The sequence below is a fragment of the Cytobacillus sp. FSL K6-0129 genome (assembly GCF_038007625.1).
Lineage (GTDB): Bacteria > Bacillota > Bacilli > Bacillales > Cytobacillaceae > Cytobacillus > Cytobacillus kochii.
The window spans coordinates 918,983-933,515 of the sequence record NZ_JBBOXM010000001.1; the positions used below are offsets into that span (position 1 = coordinate 918,983).

11 protein-coding genes are annotated in these 14,533 nt (G+C 36.4%); all 11 read right to left on the reverse strand.

Going from position 1 to position 14,533, the window contains the following annotated elements:
* Positions 1-9 precede the first annotated feature (9 nt).
* The 11 genes from MHI57_RS04450 to htpG all read right to left on the reverse strand — a co-directional run bounded on the left by MHI57_RS04450 (position 10) and on the right by htpG (position 14,467).
* Positions 10-1,626, reverse strand: a complete 1,617-nt coding sequence (locus tag MHI57_RS04450; RefSeq protein WP_095373060.1) for a (2,3-dihydroxybenzoyl)adenylate synthase — start codon at positions 1,624-1,626, stop codon at positions 10-12.
* Positions 1,627-1,646: 20 nt separating this feature from the next.
* Complete coding sequence (locus tag MHI57_RS04455) at positions 1,647-2,807, reverse strand: isochorismate synthase (protein WP_095373059.1); 1,161 nt, start codon at positions 2,805-2,807, stop codon at positions 1,647-1,649.
* A 21-nt stretch (positions 2,808-2,828) separates the two neighbouring features.
* Positions 2,829-3,602: a 2,3-dihydro-2,3-dihydroxybenzoate dehydrogenase gene (locus MHI57_RS04460; RefSeq protein WP_095373058.1), complete on the reverse strand. Its 774-nt coding sequence runs from the start codon at positions 3,600-3,602 to the stop codon at positions 2,829-2,831.
* A gap of 443 nt (positions 3,603-4,045) precedes the next feature.
* On the reverse strand, positions 4,046-5,275 hold the full coding sequence (locus MHI57_RS04465) for a Zn-dependent hydrolase (RefSeq protein WP_340975230.1): 1,230 nt from the start codon (positions 5,273-5,275) through the stop codon (positions 4,046-4,048).
* 21 nt (positions 5,276-5,296) lie between these two features.
* Entirely contained in the window at positions 5,297-5,509 is a 213-nt protein-coding gene (locus MHI57_RS04470; protein ID WP_095373056.1) for a hypothetical protein, read from the reverse strand.
* Positions 5,510-5,522: 13 nt separating this feature from the next.
* A complete protein-coding gene (locus MHI57_RS04475; RefSeq protein WP_180316961.1) occupies positions 5,523-6,995 on the reverse strand; it encodes an NCS1 family transporter in 1,473 nt (490 codons plus the stop codon).
* A 92-nt stretch (positions 6,996-7,087) separates the two neighbouring features.
* Entirely contained in the window at positions 7,088-8,497 is a 1,410-nt protein-coding gene (gene hydA, locus MHI57_RS04480) for a dihydropyrimidinase (protein WP_307313519.1), read from the reverse strand.
* A 24-nt stretch (positions 8,498-8,521) separates the two neighbouring features.
* A complete protein-coding gene (gene preA / locus MHI57_RS04485) occupies positions 8,522-9,808 on the reverse strand; it encodes an NAD-dependent dihydropyrimidine dehydrogenase subunit PreA (protein WP_340975234.1) in 1,287 nt (428 codons plus the stop codon).
* Positions 9,809-9,827: 19 nt separating this feature from the next.
* Positions 9,828-11,195 (reverse strand): NAD(P)-dependent oxidoreductase, encoded by a 1,368-nt coding sequence (locus MHI57_RS04490; RefSeq protein WP_307313514.1) that lies wholly within the window; start codon positions 11,193-11,195, stop codon positions 9,828-9,830.
* A gap of 704 nt (positions 11,196-11,899) precedes the next feature.
* The gene (locus MHI57_RS04495) at positions 11,900-12,298 is read right to left on the reverse strand and encodes a VOC family protein (protein WP_095373052.1); all 399 of its coding nucleotides are present in this window, start codon (positions 12,296-12,298) and stop codon (positions 11,900-11,902) included.
* Positions 12,299-12,580: 282 nt separating this feature from the next.
* Positions 12,581-14,467, reverse strand: a complete 1,887-nt coding sequence (gene htpG / locus MHI57_RS04500) for a molecular chaperone HtpG (protein ID WP_224938390.1) — start codon at positions 14,465-14,467, stop codon at positions 12,581-12,583.
* Positions 14,468-14,533 lie beyond the last annotated feature (66 nt).

Below are 14,533 nucleotides of genomic sequence, written 5' to 3' on the forward strand. Positions count from 1 at the left end.
TCTCTCCTTTTATATTTTAGTAGCTAATTTTTCTTGGATGATTTCTCTTAAGCTTTTTTTACTTACTTTTCCAAGTGGTGTTTGTGGAAACTCATGTACAAATTCAAAACGGTCAGGTATCTTAAATGCGGCAATTCCTTTTAATTGTAGAAACGACTTCAAAGCTTGACCTGTCAGCTGTTCGTTTTGCGAGATAATAAATGCACAAGATCTTTCACCAAGGAATGCATCTGGCATACTGACAATTGCTGCATCTAATACATCTTCATGTGAGAGCAAATAATTCTCAACCTCTTCAGCAGCAATCTTTTCTCCACCACGATTAATTTGGTCCTTATCTCTTCCTTCTACGATTAAATAACCATCTTCCGTTTGTTTAACAATATCTCCTGTCCGATAAAAGCCATCATGAGTAAATGCTTTTTCGTTATGAGTCTCTGCATTGTAATAGGCAATTATCGTGTAAGGTCCTCTTACTTGTAAATGGCCCGTATCACCAACGGCAATAGACTGATCCTCTTCATCTACAATACGAATCTCATCAAATTCAGACATTGGTCTCCCTTGTGTATAAACGATTTTCTCATCTGTATCATCTAATCTCGTATAATTAACCAATCCTTCAGCCATGCCAAAAACTTGTTGTAGTGAACAGCCAAAGCTAGGTCCCACTTTTTTCGCTACTTCAGCACTACATTTTGCCCCACCTACTTGAATCACCTCTAAGCTAGTAAGATCATAACCTCTTGACTTCTTTGCCTCAATCCAAATAATTGCTAGCGGAGGAACGAGTGATGTAAAGTTGACTTTTTCTTTTTCGATTAATGGAAATGCCGTATCTGGACTAGGATCGGGACTTAAAATGATGCACCCACCAGCATATAAGACACCAAAAACACCAGGTGAACTCATCGTGAAGTTATGTGCTACTGGTAATACAGCTAGATATTTCGTCCTTTCACTTAATTCACAGATTTCTACACTTTTTCGAATACTATATAAATACTCATCATGTGTTCTCGGAATTAACTTAGGCAACCCAGTACTTCCACCAGATAATTGGAAAAATGCTAAGTCACTACCCGAAATATTTGGTAGATTCACAGATTCTTCAGACATTAGTGCTTCAACGTTTAAAAACTCCTGCTCATCTCCTGCGACAATAATATGTTGTAATGTATTGACTTTTCCTTTCACTTCTCTGGCCATCTTCACATAATCATGTCTATCAAAAACATCAGGTATCACATAAGCAACGGCTTTTGTATGTTCACAAAAGTAAGTAATTTCTGTTTGTCGATGCAATGGCAAAGAGAAAATAGGGAGAGCCCCCATACGGAATAGCGCAAAACAAACTTCAAAAAAGGTAATGGTATTGGTAAGTTGCAATACTACTCGATCTTGCTTCTTTATCCCAAGATGGATGAATCCATGGGCTAAGCGATTGGCTCTATCATTTAACTCTTCATACGTAACTTTACGATTTCCTTCAATCAGTGCAATGGATGTCGGTGTTAATGTTGCCATCCTTTCTAATACTTCACCAAAAGTTTCACCAGTCCAGCATCCATTTGAGCGATATTTTGTTGCCAATTCATCTGGCCAAGGTGTATATCCTTGTAACATTTACAACTCTCCTTTATGAATTATTCAATACCTAATGCACTTAACATCGTTTTTAATTTTGCGGCCGTTTCATCACATTCTTCTTGTGGTACTGACTGAGCGACAATTCCTGCTCCAGCAAATAACTTCATTTTTCGTTGACTCAGTTCTGCACATCTAATCGAAATCGCCCACTCTCCATCACCGTTCCTTTTACTATAACCAATCATCCCTGTGAAATAATGACGATTATATGGCTCGAGTTCATTCAACAATTGAAAAGCTTCAACTGCTGGAGTACCACAAATAGCTGGTGTCGGGTGAATACTCTCGGCTAATTGAACAGATGAAACGCCTTCGTCATACAACTCCCCTTCTATTTTTGTTGAAAGGTGCCACATCGTTTTTGTAGAAATAACAGAAGGTCGAGCGGGAACAGTTAGTGTTCGACAATATGGCTTAAGATTTCTTTCAATCGCTTCAACGACAAGGCGATGTTCATATAAATCTTTTTCAGAGCAACTTAATTCTTGGGCCATTCTTTTATCATCCTCTTCGTTCGCCATCCTCGGTCTTGAACCTGCTAAAGGATTGGTAATCACTTTTCCTCCCTCTTTTTTAATCAGCAATTCCGGGCTAGATCCTATCAACGTATTTTTTTCATCTGATAAATGAACCGCAAAATTAAATTTATCTTCATTATCTGCTAATAAATTCTGTAAAACATAACGAATATTCACGTTTTTACTAAACTCAATTTGCATTAAACGGCCTAAAACAACCTTTTTAAGCTCTGCATTTTTTATTCTCGCTACAGCCTTTTCGACCATCATCATATATTCCTGTGGTTGTGGATGAAAATTCACCTTATTAGGTAATGGGAGTCGATTTCCTTCTTGATATCTTGTACTAGTCAACGGTTTCTCCAACATCACTTCTTTAGGGATGAATAAGGTTGCCACATCCTTTTGATCGAAAGGAAAAGCTGCTATCATCAGATCATGATGTCCATATGTCCGGGGACACTTCTGCCAAAGTAAATCCACCCGTTCACTAAAGGATTTTCCTTCCTGTTCTTCCGTATGTAATTCAACTTCCTTTCCCTTTGCTAAAATATGTTTTGTGGGAAAACCAAGGAAACTATCGCCATTATTATATAAATCCGCCATTTTATTGACGCTTTTTTCTTGTAATATCGCCATTAATATTCACCTCTTTTTTCGTCATTGTGCACCTAAGCTCGCTCCACCATCTATCACAATATTATTCATAGTGATATGACTTGCCTGATCTGAAACGAGGTAAAGAATCGAATCAACAATATTTTCCGGAGTGGCAATCCTTTGTAATGGAATACCTACGCGATATTCTTCTTGAACACCCTTAATTCCTTGCTCAATAGCACCGTCCTTCCAGAAGTCTCTTTGCATATCTGTGTCAGTGGCACCTGGCGAAACAATATTGCAACGTATATTGTATTTTGCAAGCTCTAACCCTAAACATCTTGTAAACATGAGAGAAGCAGCTTTTGATGCACAATACGCTGACATAGATGTTCTCGGTACAGATGCTGCGTTTGAACTAACTGTAACAATTGCCCCAGATTGTTTGGCAATCATCACTTTACTCACCTCTTGGGATAGATAAAATACTCCATTTGTATTAATAGAAAAAGTATGTTCCCATTCATCCATTGTCATAGATTGAATCGGATTTACTGATATCACTCCAGCAACATTGACAAGAATATCAATCGTTTTATATTTTTCTATTACTAGTTGTATCGTATCTGTTACATGTGCTTTATTTGATACATCACAGATGTAGCCTTCAAATGTTTGATCCCGGTTTGATAACTCTTCCGATAGTTGTTTTAGTTTTTCTGCTTCGATATCTAACCCAACCACTTGGCAACCTTCAAAACAGAGACGCTTGACTAAAGCGGCACCCATTCCTTTTGCTGCACCTGAGATGACTGCAACTTTTCCTTTAAGCATCAGAACACCCTTTCTCAACAGATAATCATTCTCAATTAAAATTAAAAAAGAAAGCGTTCATTTCTTTCTTAGATTGTTAGAAAAAAAATTCCGCTTGAAATGATAATGATTCTCATTATCACATCACAATATTAACAATAGTATAGATTCCTAATATTCGTCAAGGAGGAAAAAAATCCTATTTCGATGAAAACGAATGGTTTTTTATCGGATTGATTTGTTTTTAATGGAAAATTAAGGATTGAATGACGATCGATTGAACCAAAAAATTTTATAAATGTAGGAAAAGTTATTTAAATATCTATAGTAAAAAATACAGGTGCTTTTTTGGAAATTCATTCATTTTTCTTTTAAAAAACCTTTATTTTCTATTAAACTCCAGATAAAAAAGAAACGAACTCTAAGTGAATGTCACTGTTAAGTTCGTTTCTTTGTTCATTCTATTATTTTACAAGTTCCAATACAGCCTCTAACATTACATTGACACCTGCTGCACAATCGTTATATGGAGTAAATTCATCTTCGCTATGGCTTTTTCCATTTATACTAGGTACAAATAACATAGCAGTAGGAATCATACTTGCGATAAACTGAGCATCATGCCCTGCACCACTGGCCATTTTTTTATATGGTAATCTCTGTTCTTTTGTCACACTTTCTAGTAATTGAACCATTTCATTATCAAAATGGACGGTCGAGCGATCCCAGAGTTTTTCAATGGATACAGTACATCCTTCACTATTTACGGTTTCTTGTACTTTTTTTATTTTTTCTTCTACAATTGCCATTACTTCAGGTTCCTTATGCCTTGCTTCTATAGTAAAGATTACTTCATTTGGAATAACCGTATGAACATTAGGAGAAACATCTAGTCTTCCTATAGTAAATACGAGGTCATCTGGTAAACTACTTAATTCATTTCTAATATCTTGAATAAAGTTATTGGTTGTAAATAGTGCATCTTTACGTAAATGCATAGGCGTCGTGCCCGCATGATTAGAGTCACCTACGATTTTAATTTCATAACAGACCATCCCTACTACACAGTCAACTACACCAATCTTCAACTCTTCATGCTGAAGAACCGGCCCTTGTTCAATATGTAGCTCTAAAAAGGCATACGCTTCTTTTAATCTATTGGCTTCAGAGCCATTGAAACCGATCTTCGCCAACTCTTCTTTAAAGACCTTGCCATCAGCATCTTTTTTGTTCAGCATCTTTTCACTATCGAACTTTCCACTTAAAACTCCGGAGGACATCATTGAAGGTTCAAATCTAGCACCTTCTTCATTCGTAAAATTAACTAACATAATAGGAATCTTAGGTGTAATATTATTGTCAACAAGTGTTCTCACAATTTCTAAACCTGTAATTACCCCTAAAACACCGTCGAAACGACCTCCGCATTTTACTGAATCAAGGTGGGAACCGATGACCACCGGTGGACGCTCTTCTAAACCTGGTAAGAGAGCATACATATTACCCATATCATCAGTTTTTACTTCCATTTTCAGTGCTTCACAGCAGGTTTTAAAATATTCTCGTGCTAAACGATCTTCTTCTGATAGAGCTAATCTTGTTACACCATTATTCTCTGTCCTACCAAAATTCGCGAAATGTTCAATCGTTTCTGTTAATCTCTCACTATTAATCCTTACTTTTTGTTTCTCCAAAATGTCATCTCCTTCAACTACTTATTTACGATTAATTAAATGGACAGAAAAATACTTGCGTGCATCAGCTGTTAATATGTGTAACGTTTCAGAGTAAATCGTTGAACCTGTAATTCTCTCAAACTCCACAAAGGCACCACTTAAATTCTCTGTAATGCTTTTAATTGTATAACCGTTATTTAACAGGACATCAATGCTTGTTTTTTCTTTCATATATTCAATGTGCTCAGACATTTGACCATCTCCTTTATTGGACTTTTTCTTTGACTTTAGTATTTACTATTTCCTGTTCATCAATAGATAAAACCCAATCTCTTCCGACTGTAATTCCCAAGTATTTCTCATCACTAGGATCATTCATTTCGCTTTGCTTGTATTTTTTAAACCACCAGTACTTCGCTAAAACATAATAGAGAACGGCTCCAACGACAAAACCTACAATGGAAGAGTAAGTAGACAATAGATTTGCACATATCCCCCCGACAATCCAAGCAATTAGTCCAGCACCATTAAAACCTGCAAAATATTTGAATTGCCCTTCATTCTCATATAATGCTGGCACATTTACTCTTCTTTTTCTTAATAAATAATAATCAGCAAATAATATACCAACGATAGATGTTAGGATTCCCCCAATGACTAATAGCGCTTGATTAAGCACATCAAACAAGCTCCATGGCTGCGCAAGAGTACCAATGATTCCTGCAAAAATGACCCCTACCCAAAAAGGTACTTTCGGCCCGCCTACATTAGAGAAAACAGTTGCTGCTGGTATAATGTTGGCCGAAGTATTTGTAGACCACTGTGCTAAAACAATCATTAATAGAAGAATGCCTAAAATAAAACCACTAGCTGATTCTTGTAATGCCACAATTGGATCTGATGTGCTAACTGCCATATATGATACAGCGCCAATCGCAATCATGAATGTATTCACAATTGGCATCACGATGATATTACCAATTAACTGAGATTTATTGCGTTTAAACCAATTCCTCTCATTTCTTGGGGCTTTAAAGAATCTTGATAAGCTTGGCATATCTGCTGCAAGGGTAGCCCAAAAGCCCATATTTGCCATAATAACAACCATAAAAGCTGTAAAAGCAGTTACACCTGTCGCAGGATTTTCCACCCAGGTCCAGACATCTTTACCTTGGCTTGTTGCATTATCTGATAATGTAATATACATCCAACATGAGATTATAATAATAATAGGGGCAGCTAAATCAGCAAACCTTTCAATCGATTTAATCCCTAATGCTGTATTGACTAATTGTGCAGCAGCAAAAAGAATAAAACATACGAACCACTGATCAAAGCCAAAAAGAAGATTAAGTATCCCGTTTATAGCGGAAGCACCAAAATAAGTGTTTATGCCAAACCAACATGAAGCAGTTATCCCCCTAACAACCGAAGGAATATGTGTGCCAATTGTTCCAAACGGCGCCCGCATGTATACAGGAAAAGAAAGTCCATGTTCCACACCAATATCACCAATTAAGGACATCAATATCCCAATGACCACTGAGCCGATAATGGTTGCTAACAGAACCATAGGAAGCGATAAATGAACAATTCCGCCACCACCAATAGCAAATGCTGCTAGCACAATCGCCATACCAATCCAAATAACTGCAAAACCAAAGGTACCAATTTTCCTTTCCTTATAACCAATTGGCATTAGGTCCGGTGATTTTAAATAATTATCTTTCTTCTCCAATATGGACACCCCCTTAATATGAACAACACATTTAGTAAAGTTCTTGAAGTTGGATACCCTGCTGAAATCATTTCAGCAGGGCGCAATAAAAGTTAAATCATTGTTGGTAGTTTTTCTAATGTTTCTCCGTATTTAGCACGCTTAATAAATTTACCCTGACCTGCTTCTCCTACAAATTGTTTATCTTTGATGATAAAGTTACCCCTAGATAACACTGAAATAGGTTCTCCTGTAATTTTCATGCCTTCAAAAGGATTGTAGTCAACTGCCATATGATGCGTTTTAGCCGACAACGTCCTTTCGACATTGCCATCATAGATAACAAGATCAGCATCAGCGCCAACAGCTATCGTACCCTTTTTCGGATATAATCCAAACAATTTAGCTGCACGGGTTGAAGTAATCTCTACGAATTGATTAAGCGATAATCTCCCTTTTTTCACACCTTCTGAAAATAAAATACTTACGCGATCTTCAATTAATGGACCACCATTTGGAATCTTAGAAAAATCACCTTTTCCTAAGTCTTTCTGACCAACAAAATCAAAAGAACATTGATCAGATCCGAGCGTTTGTAATTGACCTGTCTTTAACGCATTCCATAAATGATCTTGATTCCATTTTTCTCTTAATGGCGGTGACCAAACATATTTAGCTCCTTCAAAATCTGGTTTCTCCAAATAGGTTTGATCCAAGACCAAATATTGCGGACAGGTTTCACCCCAGATATCAATACCTTGACTTCTAGCTTCAGCTATTTTTTTAGCCGCATCTGCACACGATACATGCACGACATATAATTGGGATCCAGCAAGTCCGGTAAGTGTTGCAGCTCTACCTGTTGCTTCTGCCTCTGCTTCAGGGGGACGAGTTAAAGCATGATAAATAGGGTCAGTATTTCCTTTTGCTAATGCGTCTTTTACTAAATAATCAATCACATCACCATTTTCAGCATGCACCATGACAAGTGCCCCAAGTTCTTTAGCGGCAAGTAAAGTTTTATATAGGGTCTCATCATCTGCTTGGAATTGATTTTTATAAGCCATAAATACTTTTAATGAAGTTATGCCTTCTTCCTCAACCATTTTCGGTATCTCTGCTAATACAGCGTCACTGCTCTCAACAATTTGCAAGTGAAAACCATAGTCAATGACCGCTTTATTTTTTGATTTTTGATGCCAAGTTTCAACCGCGCTACTGAGTGATTTCCCTTTTGTCGTTAAACAAAAATCAACAATCGTAGTTGTTCCACCAAATGCGGCAGCTTTTGTACCCGTTTCAAAATCATCTTTAGTGACCGTTCCACCAAAAGGCATGTCTAAGTGAGTATGGGGGTCAATCGCACCTGGGAAGACATAATGTCCTTTTGCATCAACGACTTCCGCACCACTCTCTTGAATATTCTCTCCGATTTGCATAATTGTTTCATCTTCAATTAGGATATCTGCTTTGTAAGTATCTGTTGCTGTAACAATTACTCCATTTTTTATGATTTTTTTCATAAGTAACCACCCTTTCTCACTCTTTTACTTCGCTGTACTATTTGCAACATAGCTTATATTTGCAATGGCTTCTTGCCTTTCATTCCAAGTCATAGGTGGTAGTTCATTTCGTTTTTCGACCATAACGATTGCTCCATCTACAGGACAAACAATCGAACATAAATTACAACCGACGCAATCTTCTTCGCGAACTTGGAGATAAGGCTTACCATCAGTTCCGGTCAGCATATCAATACATTGATGGGAGGTATCTTCACAGGCAATATGGCATTTATTACAATTAATACAAACATCATTATTAATGTGTGCGACAATTTGATAGTTTAGATCTAAATCGCCCCAATCAGAATATCTCGGTACAGACTTACCGATGATTTCATTTACCGAAGCGATCCCTTTACGATCTAAATAATAACTCAGGCCATCAATCATATCTTCTACGATGCGGAAGCCATGATGCATGGCCGCTGTACAAACTTGTACGCTTGTTGAACCCATGAGCATAAACTCCACAGCATCTTGCCAATTAGATATCCCACCAATTCCTGAGATTGGCACACCAATTCTACTATTACGGGCACATTCTCCAACCATATTTAGAGCAATTGGTTTCACTGCAGGTCCGCAATAGCCACCGTGGGCACCCTTCCCTCCAACATGCGGAATGGTATTCCACGTTTCAATATCTACACCTGCTAAACTATTAATCGTGTTAATCATACTAATTGCATCTGCTCCACCATTAACCGCCGCCTCAGCTGTTGCAGTTATATCGGTGATATTTGGTGTTAGTTTCACGATTACCGGTGTCTTCGCTACTTCTTTTACCCAATAAGTTTGTTGCTCAACAAGTGCTGGTACTTGACCTGAGGCTGCTCCCATTCCTCTTTCAGCCATCCCATGCGGACAACCGAAATTTAATTCAAGTCCATCGACACCCACTTCTTCCACCTTCTTGACAATTTCATGCCATTTTTCTTGTTTCGGTTCGACCATCAACGAAGCAATAATTGCATGATTAGGATATTTCTTTTTTGTTTCATAGATTTCTCTCAGATTTACTTCCAACGGTCGATCAGTAATTAACTCAATATTATTAAACCCTGCTACTTTTTGACCATTAAAACTCACTGCTGCAAAACGTGAAGAAACATTTAAAATGGGGTCACCTAATGTTTTCCAAACTGCACCTCCCCACCCAGCTTCAAAGGCGCGCTGTACTTGATAACCTGAATTGGTTGGCGGAGCTGAAGCTAACCAAAATGGATTTGGGGATTTAATTCCAGCTATATTTGTACTTAAATCTGCCATTATTTCACCTCCAAGATATTTAAGCAGTTTCTATCGTTTCTTTTAATAGAGAGCGGTGGATGCTTATAGCACTCGCTTTTCCTTGTTGTGCAGCAGACACAACCATTGCTTCACCTTGTCCTTTACCAAATATACAATCTCCACAGGCAAATACCTTACTGTTAGATGTTTGAAAGCTTTCACTATCTATTGTCACAACACCACCATCGTGACTAATTTCAAATTGTTCTATTAAATCAATATAACGACTTTGTCCGATCGCTTTAATCACTGCATCTACTTCAATCGTAAATTCAGAATTAGTTAAGGGTACAGGACGTCTCCTTCCATCTTCACCAGGTTCCGATAAAGTCATCTTGACACATTTAATACCTGTAACTTTCCCTTCCTCATCTCCTAAAATTTCAACCGGAGCTGTTAACCATCGAAATTCGACACCATCCTGCTTTGCAAATTCATATTCAAAATCATAAGCAGTCATCTCAGCCAACGTTCTTCTATATAAAATTTTGACATTATCCGCTCCTAATCTAACTGAACAAGTTGCAGCATCGATAGCCGTATTACCAGCCCCGATTACTGCTACCTTTTTTTTGTATAAGTCATCATGAATTGGTGCTGTCTTTGTTTCTTTTACAAATTCAATCGCATCATGAACGCCATTTAAGTCTTCACCAAGAATGCCCAATTCTGGTACAGATGACATACCAATGGCTAAAACAACAGCATCATTTTGTTCCAGAATTTCTTTAGCAGAGATATCTACCCCTACCCTCGTATTTGTAACAATTTCTACATTCAATTTTTTTACTTGTTCTACTTCCCAAAAAGATATATTCTGCGGTAATCTAAATGAGACGATTCCGTAAGTATTTAATCCTCCCGCTTCACTTTCTGCTTCGTAAATCGTCACTTTATAACCCATTCTTGCTAATTCTCTGGCTGCTGATAAACCGGCAGGACCACTTCCTATAATAGCTACTTTCTTTCCATTTGGCTTTCCAGCATGAAACAGGGTCGCTTCATTCTTAATTGCCCAGTCCGTTGCATACCTTTGTAAATTTCCTATTAAAATAGGTTTAGTAGAATGATTGAGTACACATGCGCCTTCACAAAGTTCTTCTGTCGGGCAAACGCGCGCACAACTAGCTCCTACAGGATTAGCAGACATAATTGTTTTTGCAGATCCAAATAAATTATCTGTGGCAATTTTTTTAATAAAACTAGGGATATCAATTCCCGTTGGACACGCTTGAATACAAGGAGCATCATAACAATACAAACATCGATTGGCCTCATCCAGTGCATCATGCTTAGAAAAAGGCGGTTCTACTTCTTCAAAGTTCAGCTTTAGTGTTGCTAATGTCTCTTTTCGGTCGCTTTTCACTATAGAGTAACCTCCTTAAAAGATAGCATCTTTGAATGTTAGTTTTTCTAACATTAATTAAACTGAATTGTTAGAATCTTATAATCATTTTACTGTGTTCTAATCGATTAATCATTATACAATTCGTAAAATAGTTCACTAGTCTTGCTTGTCAAAATGTAAAAAGCAAAGGTTTGTAAGCGCTTCACTTAATACTTGTTCCAAATAGTTTTTTCTTTCTAATTTTCAAATGTTATTTATCCTTACATACCCTGTAAATATTATTGTTCTTTTATATCCTTAAATGGCAAGCCGACGCAATTTATTATGTCTCACAAATAATAATTGAATAATGCTTGTTTTAAGATCTTGTAAGAAATAGAATCATAAACCTTAAATATTAATGTAAAGAATTATTAGGGAGAGCCTTTACAAGACCCTAGAGATGTTTTTTTAAGAGGATACGAGTGGAAAGGACTTTGCAATTCACTATAATGTTATTTCTATTTATTTTTTATGTATGGAAAAACGAAAACAGTAGTGAGCTCATACAAAGCAAGTGTTTTTCAAAGATCATTTTTTACAGACTTCTTATGTTTATTAGGTATATACCTATTTCTTAATTATTGATCTACTTTAAATTAACACTGTTTTTCGTGACCTTGTTGTTTTTTACATAAATGAAAGAGAACCTCTCTCGTTGTTCCCTTTCTTACCAGACTTTTTCAAACTTTTATTGTTCCTTTGATCGTTTTAATACGTTCTTGCTCTTCTCCCTTATCTAAGTATTCGAAAAAACCAAGTCGATTTCCCCATGGGTCTGTGAAAGTTCCCCATTTCACTGGTACTTCAGGTCTTGAATGTATTTCAAACCTATTGATTTTTAAAACTTCTATAAGTCTGTCTCTTTCAGCCTCAATATTAGTAACTCCTAAACGCAGAGGTCCGTTACCCTCGGAAAGAGTTCCTTCTGCGACCTGCAACCAACATCCAGGAATGAGTTCCCACTCAGCGAACCCCTCATGTGGAGTAAAATCAGGCTTCTTATTAAGCAGTGTTTCATACCACTTTTGCCCTTCTTCAATATTGGCAACTCTAACTTGAGTAGTCATTTCAAAAATCATTTATATCCCTCCTAAATGTAAAATTAAATATAATACATCTTGTACTTTCCGTTATCACTATGAAAACGATTTTAACGAATAATAAGCTTATCAATTTCCTGGAAACAAGTCATTTCTAATAGCTTTAACAAGCACTAATTGTTCCTTTGAAACCCTTCTTACAAATTGAAATGCTTCCTTAACCACGATGAAGTTAACCCAAAATAATCGGAAACAGCGTAAATTAAAATAGACCCGAACAATCGATCGGGCCTCATGTTGAAAAAACTATTTCAAAGTAGATTATTGCATTACCTTACAAATATCATTTGTGAACGCTACCGGGTCTTCCACAGATAAGCCTTCAATCAGTAATGCTTGGTTATAAAGTAAATTAGTGTATAAAGCTAATTTTTCATCATCATTATTATTAAATGCAGCTTGGATACTATTGAAAACAGAATGGTGGATATTCAGTTCAAGTACTTTATCAGCTTTGACATTTTGATTATCTGGCATCATACTTAATACTTTTTCCATTTCAATGGTTACTTCACCATCAGCTGATAAACAAACAGGATGAGATTTTAGTCGTTTGGATGCACGGACCTCTTTTACTTTACCAGTAAGTATTTCAGACATTTTCGTTAATATTTCTTTATTTTCTTTTACTTCATCTTCATTGTCTTCTTCTTTGTCTTCCGCATCAATTCCTAAATCTCCACTAGATACTGACTTAAACTCTTTTTCTTCATAGTTAACAAGCATTTTAATCGCAAATTCATCAATATCCTCTGTAAAATAAAGAATTTCATATCCTTTATCGGCTACGATTTCTGTTTGTGGTAGCTTGTCAATACGATCAATTGAATCACCTGTAGCATAATAAATATATTTTTGCTCTTCTGGCATTCTGCTTATATATTCATCTAATGTTACTAGTTTTTTCTCTTTGGACGAATGGAACAATAGTAAATCTTTTAATAAATCCTTATGTGTACCAAACTCATTGTACACACCAAACTTGATTTGGCGACCGAATGATTCATAGAACTTCTCATATTGTTCACGTTCATTTTTCAATAATGTTTTTAACTCGCTTTTAATTTTCTTATTAATATTTTTGGCAATCAATTTTAATTGACGATCATGCTGGAGAATTTCTCTTGAAATATTTAAGGATAAATCTTCAGAATCAACCATCCCTTTAACAAAGCTGAAATGATCAGGTAATAAGTCTGGGCATTTCTCCATAATTAACACGCCATTTGAATATAACTCTAACCCTTTTTGATACTCTTGAGAGTAATAATCAAAAGGACGATTTTCTGGGATAAAAAGAATGGCATTATATCGAATGGATCCATCGACACTTACATGCACATGCTTTAATGGCTGATCAAACCCATACCGTTTCTCTTGATAGAAGTTTTGATAATCTTCATCCGTTAATTCATTTTTGTTTTTACGCCAAATTGGAACCATGCTATTAATGGTTTGTTCTTCTATGATCTCTTCAAATTCTTTGTCATTATCTTCTTTCGGTTTACTCGTTGTGACATCCATTTTGATTGGATAACGAATGAAATCAGAATATTTCTTAATAATTGATTTTAATTGATATTCATCAAGGAAATCATCAAAGTTCTCTTCTTCTTCATTTTCTTTTAATTTAAGTGTAATGGTTGTACCTACTTGATCTTTCGTTGTTTCCACAATAGTATATCCATCGGCCCCTTGAGATTCCCAAAGATAAGCTTGGTCACTATGCAAAGCTTTGGACAATACTTTTACCTCGTCTGCTACCATAAATGCTGCATAAAATCCGACACCGAACTGCCCAATAATATCATGACCATCTTTTGCTTCATTTTCTGATTTAAAAGCAAGGGACCCACTTTTAGCAATGACACCTAGATTATTTTCTAGTTCTTCTTTTGTCATTCCGATACCAGTATCAATAATGGTTAATGTGCGTGTTTCCTTATTAGGAATCACCTTTATGTAATAATCGTCTTGTTCGAAAACAAGTTGGTCGTCAGTCAACGCCTTATAATAGATTTTATCAATTGCATCACTTGCATTAGAAATTAATTCACGTAAAAACACTTCTTTTTGTGAATAAATAGAATGTACCATCATATCAAGCAATCGTTTCGATTCAGCTTGGAATTGCATTTTTTCTGCCATCTTCACAGTCTCTCCTTTATCATGAAATTTTCAAAGACTAAATTAGCACTCTATCTTGTAGAGTGC